General features: G+C 53.8%; 20 protein-coding genes. 13 read left to right on the top strand and 7 right to left on the bottom strand.

What is annotated here, in order from left to right; genetic code table 11:
* The first annotated feature begins 148 nt into the window (after positions 1–148).
* The 7 genes from priA (at position 149) to rraA (ending at position 8,135) form a co-directional block, all read left to right on the top strand.
* Positions 149–2,347, top strand: coding sequence for a primosomal protein N' (priA, locus tag OGV93_RS00465; protein WP_287109297.1), 2,199 nt, complete (start codon positions 149–151; stop codon positions 2,345–2,347).
* Positions 2,348–2,503: 156 nt separating this feature from the next.
* The gene (cytR, locus tag OGV93_RS00460; protein WP_016157916.1) at positions 2,504–3,529 is read left to right on the top strand and encodes a DNA-binding transcriptional regulator CytR; all 1,026 of its coding nucleotides are present in this window, start codon (positions 2,504–2,506) and stop codon (positions 3,527–3,529) included.
* A 93-nt stretch (positions 3,530–3,622) separates the two neighbouring features.
* Positions 3,623–4,597 carry a cell division protein FtsN gene (ftsN, locus tag OGV93_RS00455; RefSeq protein ID WP_072034356.1) on the top strand — a complete coding sequence of 325 codons (975 nt, stop codon included), beginning with the start codon at positions 3,623–3,625 and terminating at the stop codon, positions 4,595–4,597.
* A 91-nt stretch (positions 4,598–4,688) separates the two neighbouring features.
* Positions 4,689–5,219 carry an ATP-dependent protease subunit HslV gene (gene hslV / locus OGV93_RS00450; protein ID WP_003028805.1) on the top strand — a complete coding sequence of 177 codons (531 nt, stop codon included), beginning with the start codon at positions 4,689–4,691 and terminating at the stop codon, positions 5,217–5,219.
* A 9-nt stretch (positions 5,220–5,228) separates the two neighbouring features.
* Positions 5,229–6,560 (top strand): ATP-dependent protease ATPase subunit HslU, encoded by a 1,332-nt coding sequence (gene hslU, locus OGV93_RS00445; protein WP_003028803.1) that lies wholly within the window; start codon positions 5,229–5,231, stop codon positions 6,558–6,560.
* A gap of 67 nt (positions 6,561–6,627) precedes the next feature.
* Positions 6,628–7,557, top strand: coding sequence for a 1,4-dihydroxy-2-naphthoate polyprenyltransferase (menA, locus tag OGV93_RS00440; protein WP_016157915.1), 930 nt, complete (start codon positions 6,628–6,630; stop codon positions 7,555–7,557).
* A 92-nt stretch (positions 7,558–7,649) separates the two neighbouring features.
* On the top strand, positions 7,650–8,135 hold the full coding sequence (gene rraA / locus OGV93_RS00435) for a ribonuclease E activity regulator RraA (RefSeq protein WP_008787034.1): 486 nt from the start codon (positions 7,650–7,652) through the stop codon (positions 8,133–8,135).
* 221 nt (positions 8,136–8,356) lie between these two features.
* Here rraA and zapB read toward each other — a convergent pair whose 3' ends face one another.
* Complete coding sequence (gene zapB, locus OGV93_RS00430) at positions 8,357–8,602, bottom strand: septal ring assembly protein ZapB (protein ID WP_019077914.1); 246 nt, start codon at positions 8,600–8,602, stop codon at positions 8,357–8,359.
* 428 nt (positions 8,603–9,030) lie between these two features.
* Between zapB and OGV93_RS00425 the strand changes: the two genes are divergently transcribed.
* The 4 genes from OGV93_RS00425 (at position 9,031) to fpr (ending at position 13,395) form a co-directional block, all read left to right on the top strand.
* Positions 9,031–9,876, top strand: coding sequence for an MIP/aquaporin family protein (locus OGV93_RS00425; RefSeq protein WP_016155255.1), 846 nt, complete (start codon positions 9,031–9,033; stop codon positions 9,874–9,876).
* A gap of 22 nt (positions 9,877–9,898) precedes the next feature.
* The gene (gene glpK / locus OGV93_RS00420; protein ID WP_016155254.1) at positions 9,899–11,407 is read left to right on the top strand and encodes a glycerol kinase GlpK; all 1,509 of its coding nucleotides are present in this window, start codon (positions 9,899–9,901) and stop codon (positions 11,405–11,407) included.
* Between the two features lie 135 nt (positions 11,408–11,542).
* On the top strand, positions 11,543–12,553 hold the full coding sequence (glpX, locus tag OGV93_RS00415; protein WP_016155253.1) for a class II fructose-bisphosphatase: 1,011 nt from the start codon (positions 11,543–11,545) through the stop codon (positions 12,551–12,553).
* A 95-nt stretch (positions 12,554–12,648) separates the two neighbouring features.
* Positions 12,649–13,395 carry a ferredoxin--NADP(+) reductase gene (fpr, locus tag OGV93_RS00410; RefSeq protein WP_185655074.1) on the top strand — a complete coding sequence of 249 codons (747 nt, stop codon included), beginning with the start codon at positions 12,649–12,651 and terminating at the stop codon, positions 13,393–13,395.
* 38 nt (positions 13,396–13,433) lie between these two features.
* Here the strand turns inward: fpr and OGV93_RS00405 are convergent, their stop codons facing one another.
* Positions 13,434–13,865, bottom strand: coding sequence for a DUF805 domain-containing protein (locus tag OGV93_RS00405; protein WP_016155251.1), 432 nt, complete (start codon positions 13,863–13,865; stop codon positions 13,434–13,436).
* Positions 13,866–13,965: 100 nt separating this feature from the next.
* Between OGV93_RS00405 and OGV93_RS00400 the strand changes: the two genes are divergently transcribed.
* The gene (locus tag OGV93_RS00400) at positions 13,966–14,562 is read left to right on the top strand and encodes a YiiQ family protein (RefSeq protein ID WP_016155250.1); all 597 of its coding nucleotides are present in this window, start codon (positions 13,966–13,968) and stop codon (positions 14,560–14,562) included.
* Positions 14,563–14,673: 111 nt separating this feature from the next.
* The gene (tpiA, locus tag OGV93_RS00395; protein WP_003028783.1) at positions 14,674–15,441 is read left to right on the top strand and encodes a triose-phosphate isomerase; all 768 of its coding nucleotides are present in this window, start codon (positions 14,674–14,676) and stop codon (positions 15,439–15,441) included.
* Positions 15,442–15,522: 81 nt separating this feature from the next.
* Here tpiA and OGV93_RS00390 read toward each other — a convergent pair whose 3' ends face one another.
* The 5 genes from OGV93_RS00390 to fieF form a co-directional block, all read right to left on the bottom strand.
* Positions 15,523–16,827 (bottom strand): SLC13 family permease, encoded by a 1,305-nt coding sequence (locus OGV93_RS00390; RefSeq protein ID WP_103284381.1) that lies wholly within the window; start codon positions 16,825–16,827, stop codon positions 15,523–15,525.
* A 73-nt stretch (positions 16,828–16,900) separates the two neighbouring features.
* Complete coding sequence (locus tag OGV93_RS00385; RefSeq protein ID WP_019077918.1) at positions 16,901–17,650, bottom strand: CDP-diacylglycerol diphosphatase; 750 nt, start codon at positions 17,648–17,650, stop codon at positions 16,901–16,903.
* Positions 17,651–17,754: 104 nt separating this feature from the next.
* Positions 17,755–18,744, bottom strand: coding sequence for a sulfate/thiosulfate ABC transporter substrate-binding protein Sbp (gene sbp / locus OGV93_RS00380; protein ID WP_016155247.1), 990 nt, complete (start codon positions 18,742–18,744; stop codon positions 17,755–17,757).
* Between the two features lie 206 nt (positions 18,745–18,950).
* A complete protein-coding gene (pfkA, locus tag OGV93_RS00375; RefSeq protein ID WP_003028778.1) occupies positions 18,951–19,913 on the bottom strand; it encodes a 6-phosphofructokinase in 963 nt (320 codons plus the stop codon).
* 185 nt (positions 19,914–20,098) lie between these two features.
* A complete protein-coding gene (gene fieF / locus OGV93_RS00370) occupies positions 20,099–21,001 on the bottom strand; it encodes a CDF family cation-efflux transporter FieF (RefSeq protein ID WP_016155246.1) in 903 nt (300 codons plus the stop codon).
* Between the last annotated feature and the right edge of the window lie 82 nt (positions 21,002–21,083).

Raw genomic sequence — 21,083 nt, 5'->3', positions numbered from 1 at the left:
CTCGGGTAATGGTCATTGTTTGACGCAATCAATTTGCATCAAAGGCGGCGAATCATACAGAAATTAACCTGCTCATGCAAACTGATCCGCATTCTACCCTTCACTAATGTGTATACTAACCCGCCAGATTTCAAGTCAGGATGATTCAATGCCCGTTGCGCACGTTGCCTTACCCGTTCCGCTACCTCGCACCTTTGACTACCTGCTGCCGGAAGGCATGAGCGCCAAAGCCGGGTGTCGTGTACGCGTGCCCTTTGGCAAGCAACAGGAGCGCGTGGGCATCGTTTTATCCGTCAGCGAGCACAGCGAACTGCCGCTGAGCGAATTGAAAGCCGTTCTCGAAGTGCTGGACAGCGAGCCGGTTTATTCGACCTCCGTCTGGCGTCTGCTGCTGTGGGCGGCTGACTATTATCACCATCCTATCGGCGACGTACTGTTTCACGCCCTGCCGATTCTGCTGCGCCAGGGACGCCCGGCGACAAACGCGCCCATATGGTACTGGTTTGCCACTGAAGAAGGTCAGGTTATTGATCTCAACAGCCTCAAGCGCTCTCCCAAGCAACAGCAGGCGCTGGCTGCGCTACGCCAGGGAAAAATCTGGCGCGACCAGGTGGCTGAGCTCGAATTTAATGACGCCGCATTACAGGCGCTGCGGAAAAAAGGGCTGTGCGATCTGGCGAGCGAAACGCCTGGTTTTAGCGACTGGCGTACCCACTACGCGGTTTCCGGTGAGCGTCTTCGACTGAACACCGAGCAAGCCACCGCCGTCGGGGCGATTCACAGCGCCGCGGACAGTTTTAGCGCCTGGCTATTAGCGGGCGTGACGGGCTCAGGCAAAACAGAGGTCTATCTAAGCGTACTGGAAAATGTCCTGGCCCAGGGCAAACAGGCGCTGGTGATGGTGCCGGAGATTGGCCTGACGCCGCAAACTATTGCCCGTTTTCGCGAACGCTTCAATGCGCCAGTCGAAGTCCTGCACTCCGGTTTGAACGACAGCGAACGTCTTTCGGCCTGGCTGAAAGCAAAAAATGGCGAAGCGGCGATTGTTATCGGCACGCGCTCGTCGCTGTTTACACCGTTTAAAAATCTCGGCGTGATTGTCATCGACGAAGAGCACGACAGCTCTTATAAACAGCAGGAAGGCTGGCGCTATCATGCGCGCGATCTCGCGGTTTATCGCGCCCACAGCGAGCAAATCCCGATTATTCTCGGCTCAGCCACTCCGGCTCTGGAAACGCTGTGCAACGTGCGACAGAAAAAATATCGCATGCTGCGCCTGACGCGCCGTGCCGGAAATGCGCGCCCCGCCACTCAGCACGTGCTGGATCTCAAAGGTCAGCAGGTGCAGGCCGGACTCGCCCCTGCGCTTATCAGCCGTATGCGTCAGCACCTGCAGGCGGATAACCAGGTGATTCTGTTTTTGAACCGCCGGGGCTTTGCTCCTGCACTGCTGTGCCATGACTGCGGCTGGATTGCCGAATGTCCGCGCTGCGATCACTACTACACGCTGCATCAGGCACAGCACCATTTACGCTGCCACCACTGCGACAGCCAGCGCCCAATACCACGTCAGTGCCCTTCCTGCGGCTCAACGCATATGGTTCCGGTTGGACTCGGCACCGAACAGCTTGAGCAGGCTCTGGCCCCTTTTTTCCCCGGCGTGCCAATCTCACGCATCGATCGCGACACCACCAGCCGTAAAGGGTCGCTGGAGCAGCATCTGGCGGAAGTACATCGCGGCGGCGCACGAATTCTGATCGGCACGCAAATGCTGGCCAAGGGCCACCACTTCCCGGACGTCACCCTGGTGGCGCTTCTGGACGTTGACGGCGCGCTGTTCTCTGCAGATTTCCGGTCGGCAGAACGCTTCGCCCAGCTTTACACGCAGGTCTCCGGGCGAGCAGGACGCGCCGGGAAACAGGGCGAAGTGGTGCTACAAACGCACCATCCTGAGCATCCGCTGCTGCAAACTTTGCTGTACAAAGGTTATGACGCGTTTGCCGAGCAGGCGCTGGCCGAGCGACAAACGCTCCAGCTTCCACCGTGGACCAGCCATGTGATCGTGCGGGCAGAAGATCATAACAACCAGCATGCGCCAATGTTCTTACAACAGTTGCGAAATCTGATCCAGGCCAGTCCGCTTGCCGATGACAAACTGTGGGTGCTCGGCCCGGTTCCCGCCCTGGCCCCCAAGCGCGGCGGTCGCTATCGCTGGCAAATTTTGTTGCAACATCCGTCGCGAATTCGCCTGCAGCATATCGTCAGCGGTACGCTGGCGCTGATCAATACGTTACCCGATGCACGTAAGGTTAAATGGGTGCTGGATGTCGATCCCATCGAGGGATAATCCCTCACGATGCGAGGCGGATCGTAAAATTAAAGATCCATCACACTTTTTATGAAAATTCTGTAACCGCTTCCATTAACTATCTGATAAAAATGTTTCAGATGAAGGCTATTCAAGGACGAGTCTGTGCCAGCAGCTCTCTGGCGAGGAGAAAGAGTGAAACCGAATAAGCAGGTTGCCGCCGCTACGATGAAAGATGTTGCTCTGAAGGCGAAAGTCTCAACGGCAACCGTATCCCGCGCATTAATGAACCCGGACAAAGTCTCGCAGTCAACCCGTAACAAGGTTGAACAGGCAGCGCTGGAAGTGGGATATTTACCCCAATCAATGGGACGCAACGTTAAGCGTAATGAATCACGTACCATTCTGGTGATTGTGCCGGATATCTGCGATCCGTTTTTTAGCGAAGTGATTCGCGGCATAGAAGTGACCGCCGCTGAGCAGGGATATCTGGTGCTTATCGGCGACTGCGCCCACCAGAATCAGCAGGAAAAGACCTTCCTCAACCTCATTATCACCAAGCAGATTGATGGCATGGTGCTGCTCAGTTCGCGCCTGCCGTTTGATGCCAGCGTGGAAGAGCAGCGCAACTTGCCGCCGATGGTCATGTCCAACGAGTTCGCGCCAGAGCTGGAACTCCCCACCGTGCACATTGATAATCTCACCGCCGCCTTCAACGCGATGAACTATCTGCTGGAACTGGGGCATAAACGCATTGGCTGTATCGCCGGACCAGAGGATATGCCGCTGTGCCATTACCGTCTGCAAGGTTACGTTCAGGCATTGCGCCGCAGTGGAATTACGGTCGATCCGCATTTCATCGCGCGTGGTGACTTTACCTATGAAGCGGGAGCCAATGCGCTTAAGCAACTCCTTGAGCTTCCACAGCCACCTACTGCGGTCTTTTGCCACAGCGATGTCATGGCGCTGGGGGCACTCTCTTACGCCAAACGTCAGGGTCTGAAGGTACCTGACGATTTATCCATCATTGGCTTTGATAATATTTCGCTCACGGAATTTTGTGATCCACCCCTGACAACCGTCGCACAGCCGCGTTTCGATATCGGACGTGAAGCTATGCTGTTACTGCTCGATCAATTACAAGGTCAGAACGTCAGCAGTGGCTCACGTTTACTGGACTGCGAGCTTATTATTCGGGGCACTACCCGGGCACTGACGTAAAGTAAAGTGCTTTCGGACTCCCCTGTCTGGTCAAAGGCCCGCCGCTTAAGTAACATGGCGGGCTGACGAACGAATAAATACAGCGAAACGATAGTGGCACAACGAGATTATGTACGTCGCGGCCAACCGGCACCTTCGCGGCGCAAGAAGAGCACATCACGGAAAAAACAACGCAATACGCCTGCGGTATCGCCCGCTATGGTTGCTATTGCTGCAGCCGTACTCGTGACCTTTATCGGTGGTCTGTACTTCATTACGCATCACAAGAAAGAAGAGTCCGAAACGCTGCAAAACCAGAAAGTCACCGGTAATGGCATCCCGCCAAAACCGGAAGAGCGCTGGCGATACATCAAAGAGCTGGAAAGCCGTCAGCCTGGCGTACGTGCGCCTACCGAACCGTCTGCAGGCGGCGAGGTACTGAACGCCGATCAGCTTACCAATGAGCAGCGCCAGTTGTTGGCGCAAATGCAGGCCGATATGCGCCAACAGCCAACGCAGCTCAACGAAGTACCGTGGAACGAACAAACTGCTGAACAACGCCAGCAAACGCTGCAGCGTCAACGTCAGGTGCAACAGCAGCAGTGGAATAACACCCAACAGCAGGCTCAACAGCCGCGCCAACGGGTAACAGAACAGCCGTACCAGCAGCAGCAAACGCGTACTGCGCAAGCCGCACCGGTACAGCAGCCGAAGGCGCAGCCAAAACCGGCGGCCCAACAGCCGTATCAGGATCTCCTGCAAACACCTGCGCATACCACCGCCGCTCAGCCGAAAACGCAGCCGGCCGCGCCGATAACAAATGAAACGCAGCCGCCAAAACAGACGGCGGAGAAAAAAGATGAACGCCGCTGGATGGTACAGTGCGGCTCATTTAAAGGCGCTGAGCAGGCAGAAACCGTGCGCGCGCAGTTGGCCTTTGAAGGCTTCAACTCACGTATTACCACCAATAACGGCTGGAATCGCGTGGTCATTGGCCCGGTCAAAGGCAAAGAGAATGCCGACAACACCATCAGCCGCCTGAAAGTTGCTGGTCACACAAACTGCATTCGACTCGCCACTGGGGGTTGAAACCCCCAAAATCCCCCCCATCTATACTTGCATTACGCCCCGCATACTGCGCGGGGCCTGTGTTTTGCATTTGTAACCAAGGGGTCTGCTCGTGACAACAATAGTAAGCGTACGCCGTAACGGCCATGTGGTAATCGCCGGTGATGGTCAGGCCACACTGGGTAACACCGTAATGAAAGGCAACGTGAAGAAAGTCCGCCGTCTGTACAACGACAAAGTCATCGCGGGCTTTGCGGGCGGTACTGCGGATGCATTCACGCTGTTTGAACTGTTTGAACGCAAGCTGGAAATGCACCAGGGTCACCTGGTGAAAGCTGCCGTTGAACTGGCAAAAGACTGGCGTACCGACCGTATGCTGCGCAAACTCGAAGCGCTGCTGGCCGTTGCGGATGAAACTGCATCACTCATCATCACCGGTAACGGCGACGTCATCCAGCCAGAAAACGATCTGATTGCCATCGGCTCCGGCGGTCCCTACGCCCAGGCTGCTGCACGCGCTTTGCTGGAAAACACCGAGCTTGGCGCACGCGAGATTGCTGAGAAAGCGTTGGATATTGCAGGGGATATCTGCATTTATACCAACCACTTCCATACCATCGAAGAATTGAACTCCAAAGCGTAAGGATCCCCCATGTCTGAAATGACCCCACGCGAAATTGTCAGCGAACTGAACAAACACATCATCGGCCAGGACAACGCTAAGCGTTCCGTGGCGATTGCCCTGCGTAACCGCTGGCGCCGCATGCAGCTCAACGAAGAGCTGCGCCATGAAGTTACGCCGAAAAACATTCTGATGATTGGCCCAACCGGCGTCGGTAAAACCGAAATCGCCCGTCGTCTGGCAAAACTGGCCAACGCGCCGTTCATCAAAGTTGAAGCAACGAAATTCACCGAAGTCGGCTATGTTGGTAAAGAAGTTGACTCTATCATCCGCGATCTGACCGATGCTGCCATCAAAATGGTCCGCGTTCAGGCCATCGAGAAAAACCGCTTCCGTGCCGAAGAGATGGCGGAAGAGCGCATTCTCGACGTGCTGATCCCACCGGCTAAAAATAACTGGGGACAGTCAGAGCAGCCGCAGGAACCTTCTGCAGCGCGTCAGGCGTTCCGTAAAAAACTGCGTGAAGGCCAACTGGATGATAAAGAGATCGAAATCGATCTCGCGGCCGCACCGATGGGCGTTGAAATCATGGCGCCTCCGGGAATGGAAGAGATGACCAGCCAGCTACAGTCCATGTTCCAGAACCTGGGCGGTCAGAAGCAAAAACCGCGTAAGCTGAAAATCAAAGACGCGATGAAGCTGCTGATTGAAGAAGAAGCGGCCAAACTGGTGAATCCGGAAGAGCTGAAACAGGAAGCTATCGACGCCGTTGAGCAACACGGAATCGTGTTTATCGACGAAATCGACAAAATCTGTAAGCGCGGCGAATCCTCCGGCCCGGACGTGTCCCGTGAAGGCGTACAGCGCGACCTGCTGCCGCTGGTTGAAGGCTGCACGGTCTCCACTAAACACGGTATGGTGAAAACAGACCACATTCTGTTTATTGCCTCTGGCGCATTCCAGGTAGCGAAACCGTCTGACCTGATCCCGGAACTGCAGGGTCGTCTGCCGATTCGTGTCGAGCTGCAGGCGCTGACCACCAGCGATTTTGAGCGTATCCTTACCGAACCGAATGCCTCCATCACCGTCCAGTACAAAGCGCTGATGGCGACCGAAGGTGTGGACATCAACTTCACCGAATCGGGCATTAAACGCATTGCCGAAGCGGCCTGGCAGGTCAATGAAACCACCGAAAACATCGGTGCACGTCGTCTGCATACCGTTCTCGAGCGTCTGATGGAAGATATTTCCTATGATGCGAGCGATTTAAACGGCCAAAGCATCACAATTGATGCCGAATATGTGAGCAAACATCTGGATGCGCTGGTCGCAGATGAAGATCTGAGCCGTTTTATCCTATAATCGCGTTCAATGCATTTTCATCACTGTTGATGGGGCTGATAAAGCCCCATTTTTATTGGCGCTAAATATGACTGAACAACAAAAAATTAGCCGCTCACAAGCCTGGCTGGAAAGTTTACGACCTAAGACCTTACCGCTCGCCTTCGCGGCGATCATCGTCGGTACGGCATTAGCATGGTGGCAAGGATACTTCGATCCGCTGGTTGCTCTGTTGGCATTGATTACGGCAGGACTGCTGCAAATTCTGTCCAACCTCGCTAACGACTATGGCGATGCCGTCAAAGGCAGCGACAAGCCCGACCGCATTGGACCACTGCGCGGTATGCAAAAAGGGGTTATCACCCAACAGCAGATGAAGCGTGCGCTGATCGTTACCGTGGTGTTGATCTGTCTGTCGGGTCTGGCCCTGGTTGCTGTGGCCTGTCACACGCTGGCGGATTTTGTCGGTTTCCTGGTACTTGGTGGCCTGTCGATTATCGCGGCGATCACCTACACCGTGGGTAATCGCCCTTACGGATATATCGGTCTGGGCGATATTTCCGTGCTGGTATTCTTTGGCTGGCTTAGCGTGATGGGAAGCTGGTATCTGCAGGCGCATACGCTGATTCCGGCGCTGATTCTGCCTGCCACCGCCTGTGGCCTGCTGGCAACTGCCGTGCTCAACGTCAACAACCTGCGCGATATCAACAGCGACAGAGAGAACGGCAAGAACACGCTGGTAGTACGTTTAGGTGCCGTCAATGCCCGCCGCTACCATGCCTGCCTGCTGATGGGTACGCTGGTCTGCCTGGCGCTGTTTAACCTGTTTTCGCTACAAAGTCTGTGGGGATGGCTGTTTATCCTTGCCGCTCCGCTGCTTTTCAAACAGGCGCGTTACGTGATGCGCGAAATGGATCCTGCGGCAATGCGTCCGATGCTGGAACGCACCGTAAAAGCGGCACTATTAACTAACTTGCTGTTTGTCGTTGGAATTTTCTTAAGTCAGTGGTCTCTTTAACTGACAAATATCAATTAACAATTGATGATTTTGCCAACAGTACACATAGCGCGATATACTAAAAATTCTCGCAGCAACTGAACGTTAAGCCTATGAAATACGATACATCCGAGCTTTGTGACATCTATCAGGAAGATGTCAACGTCGTGGAACCGCTGTTCTCTAACTTTGGAGGACGGTCGTCGTTTGGCGGACAAATCATCACGGTAAAATGTTTCGAGGACAACGGGTTGCTGTACGATCTGCTCGAACAAAATGGCCGTGGTCGCATTCTGCTGGTCGATGGCGGCGGTTCTGTCCGTCGTGCGCTGGTCGATGCCGAACTGGCACGACTGGCCGTACAGAATGAATGGGAAGGTCTGGTCATCTACGGCTCAGTCCGCCAGGTAGACGATCTGGAAGAACTGGATATCGGCATTCAGGCGATTGCCGCAATTCCGGTAGGTGCTTCAGGAGAGGGGATTGGGGAAAGCGATGTGCGCGTCAACTTTGGCGGCGTGACATTCTTCTCCGGCGACCACCTGTACGCCGACAACACCGGGATAATCCTCTCCGAAGACCCGCTCGATATCGAGTAAGTGAAAAAGGCACCGCAAGGTGCCTTTTTTATGCGTTGTCACTGATTGCCGGTTGGCGGCTTACGCCTTATCCGGCCTACAGGCACTCGCATTCTACATCCTCTATAGATTTCGCGTCAGGGCAAGGCGGCAAGTAAGTGAATCCCCAGGAGCATAGGCCACTATGTGACTGGGGTGAATGTACGCAGCCAACGCCGCCATAACGTGAAATATGACGAGGATTAGACTTCTTCCATACGCCCCAACAGGGCATGCAGACGATCCTGCCAGCCGTTCTGCTGTTCTTTCAGGTTGTTGTTCTCACGCTCCAGCTCTTCACGCTGCTGCTGTGCAGACTGAACTTCCTGCGACAGTGAGTTGTTCTTTTCTTTCAGCTCTTCGATTTCCATCTGCAACAGCGTGATGGTATCAATCGCCTGCTGTACTTTTGCTTCCAGTTTCTCAAACACTTCTAATGACATCGTCATACCTCTCCTGAATTGCAAGGCGTTGATGGATAAAAATCCTCGTCCCGATAACCGGCGACGCCTTAATAAAAACGAGCGCACTCTACTTAACACCGATTGTATGAAGCCGCGTCATCCCTGTCCAGCGGCATCCCGCGCAGATTGCGGTTTGCAACACTTTTCGTCTTTCTCCTGGTGACATTACTATCATAACTCTTAAGTGTTAACGAATTGATCATTGAAATGATTCAGCTCACACTATTTTTGTATAACAAATACCGCGAAATGGCGCGATAACGCTCATTTTGTTGATGGAGTACACACATTTCAATTTCGATATTTCTCGTTTTTGAGCGTTAACGATAAATTAACAGTGTGCCTACCGGCTCCGGGGATGTCAGTGACCTTCTCGCATACAATAAACATTAAACTCTCTTCAGGATCCGATTATGAGTCAAACATCAACCTTAAAAGGCCAGTGCATTGCTGAATTCCTCGGTACCGGGTTGTTGATTTTCTTCGGTGTGGGATGTGTCGCTGCACTCAAAGTTGCTGGGGCTACTTTTGGTCAGTGGGAAATCAGTATCATCTGGGGTCTGGGGGTAGCGATGGCTATCTATCTGACCGCAGGCGTTTCTGGTGCACACCTGAATCCAGCGGTAACCATCGCACTCTGGCTGTTCGCCTGTTTTGATAAACGCAAAGTTGCTCCTTTTATTATTTCGCAAATTGCCGGCGCCTTTTGCGCAGCGGCACTGGTTTACGGGCTTTATTACAATCTTTTCATCGATTTCGAACAAACTAACCATATCGTGCGCGGCAGTACCGAAAGCTTGGGTCTGGCAGGTACTTTCTCGACCTATCCGAACCCGCATATCAATTTTGTGCAGGCCTTCGCGGTTGAAATGGTCATTACCGCTATTCTAATGGGGCTGATTCTGGCTCTGACCGACGATGGTAACGGTGTACCTCGTGGTCCGCTGGCACCACTGCTGATCGGCTTGTTGATTGCCGTTATTGGTGCTTCCATGGGTCCGCTAACAGGTTTTGCGATGAACCCGGCACGTGACTTCGGACCGAAACTCTTCGCCTGGATGGCCGGATGGGGTGAGATTGCCTTCACGGGTGGTCGTGATATCCCTTACTTCCTGGTCCCGGTGTTTGGCCCGATTACCGGCGCGATTTTAGGCGCATGGGCATATCGCAAACTGATTGGTCGCCATTTACCGTGCGATGTCTGCGCGATTGAAGAGAAAGACGTAGCGACCAACACTCAACAAAAAGCTTCGCAGTAATGTGACTACGGGACAAATAATCATGACTGAAAAAAAATATATCGTTGCGCTCGACCAGGGCACCACCAGCTCCCGCGCGGTCGTAATGGACCACGATGCGAATATCGTTAGCGTTTCACAGCGCGAATTCGAGCAAATCTACCCGAAAGCAGGTTGGGTAGAACATGACCCAATGGAAATTTGGGCGACCCAAAGCTCCACGCTGGTAGAAGTTCTGGCGAAAGCCGATATCAGTTCCGATGAAATTGCAGCGATCGGTATTACCAACCAGCGTGAAACCACCATCGTCTGGGAGCGTGAGACCGGTAAACCTATCTATAACGCAATTGTGTGGCAGTGTCGTCGTACCGCGGATATCTGCGAAAAGCTCAAGCGCGACGGTATGGAAGAGTACATCCGTAATAACACGGGTCTGGTAATTGACCCGTACTTTTCCGGCACTAAAGTGAAGTGGATCCTCGACCACGTGGAAGGCTCACGTGAGCGCGCTCGTCGCGGCGAACTGCTGTTCGGTACGGTAGACACCTGGCTTATCTGGAAAATGACGCAGGGACGCGTACACGTAACGGATTACACCAACGCCTCTCGTACCATGCTGTTCAACATCCACTCCCTGGACTGGGATGACACGATGCTGGATGCGCTGGATATTCCGCGTGCAATGCTGCCAGAAGTGCGTCGTTCTTCTGAAGTGTACGGCCAGACCAACATCGGTGGTAAAGGCGGCATTCGTATTCCTATCTCCGGTATTGCCGGTGACCAGCAGGCCGCTCTGTTTGGCCAGCTGTGCGTGAAGGAAGGGATGGCGAAAAACACTTACGGTACCGGCTGCTTCATGCTGATGAACACTGGCGAGAAAGCCGTTAAGTCCGAAAATGGACTACTGACCACCATCGCCTGTGGACCGACCGGGGAAGTGAACTACGCGCTGGAAGGTGCGGTATTTATGGCTGGCGCATCCATCCAGTGGCTGCGCGATGAAATGAAACTCATCAGCGATGCATTCGACTCTGAATATTTCGCCACCAAAGTGAAAGACACCAACGGCGTATACGTCGTTCCGGCATTCACAGGCCTTGGCGCACCGTACTGGGACCCGTATGCACGCGGAGCCATCTTCGGCCTGACCCGTGGCGTAAACTCCAACCACATCATCCGCGCAACGCTTGAGTCTATCGCTTACCAGACCCGTGACGTACTGGAAGCGATGCAGGCTGACTCCGGTATTCGCCTGCACGCCCTGCGCGTTGATGGCGGTGCGGTCGCCAACAACTTCCTGATGCAGTTCCAGTCCGATATTCTCGGCACGCGCGTTGAGCGCCCGGAAGTCCGCGAAGTCACCGCATTGGGTGCGGCTTACCTTGCCGGTCTGGCAGTAGGTTTCTGGCAGAATCTGGATGAACTGCAGGAGAAAGCGGTCATCGAGCGTGAATTCCGCCCTGGCATCGAAACCACCGAGCGTAATTTCCGTTACAGCGGCTGGAAAAAAGCGGTCAAACGCGCCATGGCGTGGGAAGATCACGACGAGTAATTCGTCATTGCCGGATGGAGACGTTACCTTGTCCGGCAATATCTTCGTGCGGGGGCAACCCCGCACACACATCAATAATCTAGTCCCCTCCCCTGTGCTACACTTCGCGCCATTCCTTTCAGCTACGAGTTTGCAATGAGACGAGAACTTGCCATTGAATTTTCACGCGTGACCGAAGCGGCCGCGCTGGCTGGCTATAAATGGCTGGGCCGCGGCGATAAAAATACCGCTGATGGCGCGGCGGTGAACGCCATGCGTATTATGCTCAACCAGGTCAACATCGACGGCACCATCGTGATTGGCGAGGGTGAGATTGATGAAGCGCCGATGCTGTTTATCGGCGAGAAAGTCGGAACCGGCCACGGTGATGCGGTCGACATCGCCGTCGATCCTATCGAAGGCACGCGTATGACGGCAATGGGCCAGGCGAATGCGCTGGCGGTGCTGGCTGTAGGCGATAAAGGCTGTTTCCTGAACGCGCCAGACATGTACATGGAAAAGCTGATTGTCGGCCCTGGCGCAAAAGGGTCCATCGACCTGAACCTGTCACTGGAAACCAACCTACGAAACATTGCAGCCGCGCTGAACAAACCACTGAGTGACCTGACCGTCACCATCCTGGCAAAACCACGCCATGACGAGGTTATTGCAGAGATGGCGAAACTGGGCGTGCGCGTCTTCGCCATTCCTGACGGCGACGTTGCGGCCTCGATTCTGACCTGTATGCCAGACAGCGAAGTTGACGTGCTGTACGGTATTGGCGGCGCTCCGGAAGGCGTGGTTTCCGCGGCCGTCATCCGCGCGCTGGACGGCGACATGCAGGGCCGCCTGCTGGCGCGCCATGACGTCAAAGGCGACAGCGAAGAGAACCGTCGTATTGGCGAACAGGAACTGGCCCGCTGCACCGCGATGGGCATTGAAGCGGGCAAAGCGCTGCGTCTGGATGAAATGGCGCGCAGCGACAACGTCATTTTCTCCGCTACCGGCATCACCAAAGGCGATCTGCTGGAAGGGATTAGCCGTAAAGGCAATATCGCAACCACCGAAACGCTGTTGATCCGCGGCAAATCACGCACGATCCGCCGCATTCAGTCGATTCACTACCTCGATCGCAAAGATCCCGATGTGCAGGCGCACATCCTGTAATTGATTTGATCAATAGAGCCTTCCAGCCCATCCGGGCTGGAAATCTTTCGTCCAACGAACGAAGATAAGGCAATCAAAGCAGACAGGAGAAAACCATGGCAGATTGGGTAACAGGCAAAGTCACAAAGGTGCAGAACTGGACCGATGCCCTGTTTAGTTTGACCGTGCAAGCTCCGGTTCTTCCTTTCACTGCAGGTCAGTTCACCAAGCTTGGCCTTGAGATCGACGGTGAGCGCGTCCAGCGCGCCTATTCCTACGTGAATGCGCCCGATAACCCCGACTTAGAATTTTATCTGGTGACGGTTCCCGACGGCAAACTCAGCCCTCAACTGGCGGCGCTAAAGCCTGGCGATGAAGTTCAGGTGGTGAGTGAGGCCGCTGGATTCTTCGTGCTGGATGAAGTCCCTGATTGCGAAACGCTATGGATGCTGGCAACCGGCACGGCTATCGGCCCGTATTTGTCGATTCTGCAACTAGGCAAAGATCTGGGTCGCTTTAAAAATCTGGTGCTGGTCCACGCCGCACGCTATGCCGCCGATTTGAGCTACCTGCCATTGATGCAGGCGCTGGAAAAGCGCTACGAAGGTAAATTACGCATCCAGACGGTTGTTAGCCGTGAGACAGCCGTAGATTCGCTGACCGGGCGTGTACCGGCGCTGATTGACAGCGGTGAACTGGAAAAGGCGGTAGGGCTGCCAATGGATAAAGAAACCAGCCATGTGATGCTATGCGGAAATCCACAAATGGTACGCGACACGCAGCAACTGCTGAAAGAGACCCGGCAGATGACCAAACACCTGCGCCGTCGACCGGGCCATATGACTGCTGAGCACTACTGGTGAGGGTTGCCGGGCGGCGCTTGCGCTTCTCCGGTCGACAACTACTGGCGCTCGGCTTTGTACTTTACGTCCTGCGTATCCTTACCATATTTATTTTCGTCCTGGGTGCCAACGAACGCGCCCAGATCGATAAGCATACCGACCAGAATGAGCGTCGGAACAAAGCGACCAACCGCCCATTGCCAGACGCCGGGTAACATCGTCCAATTTCCGGCCAGCAGCATCCACGCCAAAATCATCAGCAGCGCCCACGCTCCAGAACGTCCCCGATCGTGCAGGCGTTTTACCGTCACTGCCGCCGTCGGCCATAGCAGACAAACCAGACAAAATGCCGCAGTCTGAATATCGAGTAATTGCTTGCTCGCCAGCGAGAACAGAACCAGCATTCCGACGATCCACAGACCTATCCAAATCCAGAAATCACGGCGCCCGATGCGCCCTTTAAATGAGAATAACCACTGCTGTATGGTCATGTAAGTTCCTTTATTATTACCTTCCAGAACAGTTTACCCTTTTGACAAGCCCGACAGTTACCGTTTTAATCGTGAGCAGTCATAACGAAAGGTACGATTGATGAAGCAAGGATTTACACTGTTTTTATTATTGTTTTCAGCCTTCACCGCGAGCGTTGCGGCACGGGCGGAAGAGCCATCGACGGCAACCACGGCCCCCTATTTACTGGCGGGTGCGCCGACCTTTGACCTGTCGATTAGCCAGTTTCGCGAAAACTTTAATACGCAGAATCCGAAGCTTATCCTGAATGAGTTCCGCGCCATCGACAGCAGCCGCGATCGGGCAAACCTCACCCGCGCGGCCAGTAAAATCAATGAAAACCTGTATGCGTCCTCCGCCCTTGAGCGCGGCACGCTAAAAATCAAAAGTATGCAGATAACCTGGTTGCCGATTCAGGGACCAGAACAAAAGGCGGCCAAAGCGAAAGCGCTGGAATACATGACCGCCGTCATTCGTACCGTCGCCCCGCTACTGACGAAAGAGCAGAGCCAGAAAAAGCTGCAAAAACTGCTCGCTGCCGGCAAAGGTAAACACTATTACGCCGAAACAGAAGGCGCAATTCGCTATGTTGTGGCAGATAACGGTGAAAAAGGGCTGACCTTCGCTGTTGAACCGATTAAGCTGGCACTATCAGAAAGTCTTGAGAAGGCGAATTGATGACAAAAAGCAAAGCCTTTCCGCAGACGAATCTCTATACTGTTTCACAGACCATGCTGCCCTGACGGGCGGCCATATTCCTTAATTCGCTGACAAGCGTGGAGAAATGAAATGCGACATCCTTTAGTGATGGGTAACTGGAAACTGAACGGCAGCCGCCACATGGTAAACGAACTGGTTGCTAATCTGCGTAAAGAACTGGCTGGCGTTGCTGGCTGTGCAGTAGCAATCGCTCCGCCGGAAATGTATATCGACCTGGCGAAACACGCCGCTGCCGGTAGCCACATTATCCTGGGCGCGCAGAACGTTGACCTGAACCTGTCTGGCGCATTTACCGGTGAAACAAGTGCTGAAATGCTGAAAGATATCGGCGCGCAGTACATCATTATCGGTCACTCTGAGCGTCGTACTTACCACAAAGAGTCTGACGAGCTGATCGCTAAAAAATTCGCCGTACTGAAAGAACAAGGTCTGACTCCGGTTCTGTGCATCGGTGAAACCGAAGCAGAAAACGAAGCGGGCAAAACTGAAGAAGTCTGTGCACGTCAGATCGACGCCGTTCTGAAAACTCAGGGCGCGGCAGCATTCGAAGGCGTCGTTATCGCTTACGAACCAGTATGGGCTATCGGTACCGGTAAATCTGCAACTCCTGCTCAGGCTCAGGCTGTTCACAAATTCATTCGTGACCACATTGCTAAAGCTGACGCGAAAATCGCTGAACAAGTTATCATCCAGTACGGCGGTTCCGTAAACGCAGCTAATGCAGCAGAACTGTTCGCTCAGCCGGATATCGATGGCGCGCTGGTTGGCGGTGCTTCTCTGAAAGCAGATGCCTTCGCGGTCATCGTTAAAGCAGCAGAAGCGGCTAAACAGGCGTAATGCTGTTGAGGCGGGTAGCGCTTCGCTGACCCGTCCTCCAAGACTGTAGGCCCGGTAAGCGTTAGCGCTACCGGGCTTTTTTTACAACTTACCCAACACGCTAAACCACAGATAATCCAGCGGCAGAAGAAGCAGATATGTTGCCGTCGCCAGCGCGATACACAGCAGCATCCCCGCCCTCGCAGGCACTTTCCCAAGCGCCATCGCCACCACAATCGGCGAAGCCTGATACGGCAGTAGCGGTGTGGAATACCCCAATACCTGAATCATAATCACCGACAGCAGCGGGAACCCAGTCGCATCGGCAAAACTTTGCGCCAGAGTGGTATACAGCGCCGGAACGCCGTTCGCCGTCATAATAAAATTGAGTGCGGTGGTAATGCCGGTCAGCGCGAGAAAGCTGGTAAATGGTTTTTCCGCATCCAGCGGCATCACCTGTAACAGCGCCTCGCCCACTGCATTGCCAATGCCGGTCTGGGTAACGGTAATTGCCAACCCCAGAATCCCCGCCACGTAAATGCAGGTCCTGATATTTACCCCGGAGGAAAACTCGTCGCCATTGATAAAACCAACCCGTGGTAGCAGCGTGATAACCGCCGCCGCCAGCCCGGTCCACGCAGGCCCTATACCGTGCCAGCTTTCACTTACCCACAGCAGCAGCACCACTGCTAGCATCCAGGCCAGGCGTTTTTCATCCCGGCTCATTGGTTCCGCTGGCGTGAGATCGCGCGGTGCGTGGGGCTTGCCAGGGAACAGCCAGCAGATAAGCATGATGAGCACCGCGCCTTTAAGCCAGCCCAGAACCGGCGTATGCAGCAGCAAATAGGGAAGATAATTGAGGTGGATGCCGTAAGAGCCTTCCGCCGCGCCGCTCATTACCAGATTTGGCACGTTCGCGGGTAAAATGGTCGCGGAAAGCTGGAACGTCCCAAACCCGACGGCCAGCGCCAGACCATACCAGGCGCGCGTACCCTCGTTAATTCCGGCACGCTTCGCCATTGCGGCAACAATCGGCATCAGCAGCGCAATACGCCCCATATTGGACGGCATCACAAACGCCAGCGCGTAACTGAGCAGCACCACGCTCGCTACCATTAAAGGCCAGGAATCGGTCAATCGCGATGACAGCGCTCTCGCCGCCCTGTCCGCCAGCCCCGTTTTGCGAATCGCGATACCCAGCACAAAACCACTAAAGACCAGCCAGAATGCCGAAGACGCAAATCCGCCAAAGATCACATCCGCAGGTGCGATTTTGGCGACCATTGCTACGGCAAAGAACAGCAGCGCCGTTATAAACTCCGGCAGTAGCGACGTCGCCCAGAGCAGGATAGTAATGCCAACCACCAGAGAGGGGATAAACAGAGGGTGTGTAAGCCAGAGCGACATGCCTGTCTCCTGTTGTTTTTTTCAACAAGAATACGGGGACAGACATGCGGAGTAAATGCCAGATTAGGTGGGGTTAACGCAGAATATCACATTGATGATCCTGAATTTCCTCAGCGGAGGCGAGATTGAGCGACAACAGATTGCGCTGGGTCGCCAGCAGGACAAAGGACTCATCGCTCTGACGCACCATCGCCAGCGCATAGCTGCCCATGTGCTCACGCGCATCCGGCACCTCTTCTGCCAGCATCATAAACGGGCTGCGTTGCGCCAGTTCATTTTCCGTGACGCGACGCGCCAGATATTCATGACCGCGCAGCCCACCCGGTAATGGCAGCCAACGAGTGCTGATTTTCGCCAGATTGTCATCCAGCTGTTTTCTGACATCGGTTCGCAGGCAGGAGATATGAATATGCAGATGATTTTGCGTACGCCCGCTACGCGAGTTAATGGTCAGCGATACCGCTTTGTCAGGGATTTCCTGACCGTATTTTTGGCTCATAAAGCTGCGCGCCTGCCAGGCCAGCCAGAAAAAGTTCGGCGTACCTGATTTCAGCAGCAACGGGCTTTCCGTTCCGTTGATACGCCAGGTCGGCATCAACAGGTATTGCAGTGGGCCGTTACGATCTTTGAACACCACATATCCGGCATCCGGCTTCACTTCGGCGCACGGCGTGGGATCCTGCTGCTGCAACTGGTGCGGCAGGCATTGCTGAAGAACAATCTGGCGTAATGCGTCCGGGTTACCGGTGAATTTCCAGTACCCGATACCTGCAGCAGCGGCGACTACAATCACCGCCAGTAAAAGATAGCCTGCTTTTTTCATTACGCGTTCCCTGTATCTCATTGAAGGGCAAGAGTAACGCAAAACCATGACAAATAAAAAACCCGGTCGCGTTATGCCACCGGGTCGGTAAATCACAGACTTATTTAGCGCTTGCTGATCTGGTCAAACGTACCACCGTTAGAGAAGTGCTCTTTCTGCGCTTTCGTCCAGCCGCCAAACTCTTCGTCGATGGTGAACAGTTTCAGCTTCGGAAATGCATTTTCGTATTTCTTCGCAACGTCTGCATCACGCGGACGATAGTAGTTTTTCGCTGCAATTTCCTGACCTTCCGGTGAGTAGAGATATTTCAGGTAGGCTTCCGCCACCGTTTTGGTGTCTTTCTTTTCCACGACTTTATCGACCACAGAAACGGTTGGTTCCGCGAGGATAGATTCACTCGGCGTCACTATCTCGAATTTGTCTTTGCCCAGCTCGTTTGTCGCCAGCAGGGCTTCGTTTTCCCAGGCGATCAGCACATCACCGATACCGCGTTCAACGAAGGTATTGGTTGAGCCACGCGCACCGGAGTCCAGCACTTCAACATTCTTATACAGGGCCTTCACGAAGTCTTGTGCCTTGGCCTGATCGTTGTTGTTGTGGTGCAAGGCGTAGCCCCATGCCGCCAGATAGTTCCAGCGTGCGCCGCCTGAGCTTTTCGGGTTTGGCGTAATGACCGACACGCCTGGTTTGATCAGATCGTTCCAGTCATGAATTTGTTTGGGGTTGCCTTTGCGGACCAGGAAAACGATGGTGGAGGTGTATGGCGCGGAGTTATCCGGCAGACGCTTAATCCAGTTTTTATCGATACGACCACGTTCAGCAATGGCATCCACGTCGTAAGCCAGCGCCAGCGTCACGACATCGGCTTCAATACCGTTAATGACGGAGGTCGCTTGTTTACCCGAACCGCCATGCGACTGGCGGATCACGACGTTGTCGCCCGTTTCCTGCTTCCAGTGCGCGCTAAAGGCCTTATTGTACTGCTCGTACAATTCACGCGTTGGATCGTACGATACGTTAAGTAACTGAATATCCTTTGCCAGAACGCTGGTCGATGCCAGCAATAATGTTAACCCTACGCCCCATTTGTTCATCGCCCAGCTCTCTTATGTGGTGTTGTGATGAGCAAAGCGTGCCAGAAAGGTATCCAAACATTAAAGAATAAAAAAAGATTTGCTATAACTTGGGGGAATAAATGCGGGGAATAGTGCCGAATGGTGGTTAGCGGCTCATCAGGCCTACAAGTCTTTACAACCTGTAGGCCTGATGCGCTTAGCGCCATCAGGCGCGGAAAAAACAATCAGTACAGTTTTTTCGCGCAGTCCAGCCAGTCACCTTTGAACGGACGCTTCATGTTTTCAATCGCGTCGATGATGTCGTGGTGAACCAGTTGCTCGTTCTGAATACCTACACAGCGACCGCCGTGACCTGCCAACAGCAGTTCAATGGCATATGCGCCCATACGGGACGCCAGGATACGGTCGTAAGGCACCGGAGAACCACCACGCTGGATGTGACCCAGTACGGTTGAGCGCGTTTCACGACCCGTTTCTTTCTCGATGTAATGCGCCAGTTCGTCAACGTCACACATGTGCTCAGTGATCGCCACAATCGCGTGTTTTTTACCTTTCGCGATGCCTGCTTTGATTTCAGCAACCAGATCGTCACGGCTGAATTCCACTTCCGGAACCACCACGAACTCACAGCCACCAGCAATGGCAGCCGCCAGAGTCAGATCGCCACAGTAGCGGCCCATCACTTCAACGATGGAAATACGCTGGTGAGAAGAAGAGGTATCACGCAGACGGTCAATCGCTTCGACTACGGTACCCAGAGCGGTGAAATAACCGATGGTGTAGTCGGTGCCTTTGATATCGTTGTCGATAGTGCCCGGCAGACCGATGCATGGGAAGCCCATTTCAGTCAGGCGTTTTGCCCCCATGTATGAACCGTCACCACCGATAACAACCAGCGCGTCAATGCCACGCTTTTTCAGGTTTTCGATAGCCACGGCACGCACGTTTTCGTCGCGGAATTCCGGGAAGCGGGCAGAACCGAGGAATGTACCGCCACGGTTGATCATGTCGGACACGCTGTAGCGGTCAAGTTGAACCATACGGTCTTCATACAAACCCAGGTAGCCATCATGGATCCCCATGACTTCCAGCCCTTCCGTCAACGCTGCACGTACAACACCACGGATTGCTGCGTTCATGCCCGGCGCATCACCGCCGCTTGTCAACACACCGATTTTCTTAATCATGACTACCTCTGAACTTTGGAATGCAAAATGAAATCTGCTGCCGGAAGTCGATTCCGCATATCGAAACGATCCAACGAATATGCAGATAGTATAACAATCACTTCCTGCTGAATTGATTCAGGTCAGGCCAAATGGTGGTAATTTATACACAAAATGCTGGCCCGGTTCACTTTTTTTACAACGAATTATAAAAGCTCAAACATCTTGCCTTCCTTGGGTACGACCGAACAGGGATCCTGATGAATGATGACATCCGATCCCGGGAAACGCCGTAAAATTGCCTGCTCTACCTGTTCAGCCACTAAATGCGCCTGAACGAGCGGCAGATTATCTTCCATTTCCAAATGAATCTGAATAAAGCGGGTCGGCCCTGACTGCCGCGTGCGAAGATCGTGAGCGCCGCTGACTCCAGGCCATGACGTCACAATATCAATAATTTCCTGACGTTCTTCATCGGGTAAAGCGCGATCCAGCAAAGACTGTACCGCCTCATAACCCATGCGTAATGCACTATATAAAATATAGATGCCAATCCCGAGCGCAAACAAGGCATCTGCGCGATGCCAGCCGTACCATGCCAGCCCAAGCGCCACGAGAATCGCACCGTTCATCATAACATCAGACTGATAATGAAGCATATCCGCCCTAACGGCCTGACTTTGCGTGCGCTTCACCACCCAGCGCTGAAACGAGACCAGAATGATTGTACACACTAACGCGATGATGGTGACAACCACCCCGACGCCAGGATCTTTCATTGGCGTGGGTTGGATGAGATGCTGAATCCCGGTCAGGAATAAAAACAGCGCCGAACCGGAAATAAACATGCTTTGCGCCAGCGCCGCCAGCGATTCCGCTTTTCCGTGTCCGAACGTATGTTCATCATCGGCCGGTTGCAAAGAATAGCGCACCACCAACAGGTTGGTTAACGACGCGGCGATGTCCACCAAAGAATCCACCAGCGCAGCCAGAATACTGACCGATCCGGTGTACCACCACGCAAAAATCTTGATCAAAAGTAACAGCGATGCCATTACGGTCGCCGCGATTGCCGCCCGGCTAACCAGCCGCCCATAGGTTTGATTCATAAACACTCCTGCCAGGATATGCCGCTAGTATAACGGATGAAGTAAAACAGTCAGGCAATAACCGAGTGACAAATTTTGGGCA

Source organism: Citrobacter sp. Cb031 (genome assembly GCF_030336725.1).
In the GTDB taxonomy this organism is placed as follows: domain Bacteria; phylum Pseudomonadota; class Gammaproteobacteria; order Enterobacterales; family Enterobacteriaceae; genus Citrobacter; species Citrobacter braakii.
Note: the sequence above shows the minus strand (reverse complement) of the source record. Positions and strands in the feature narration are given on the sequence as shown.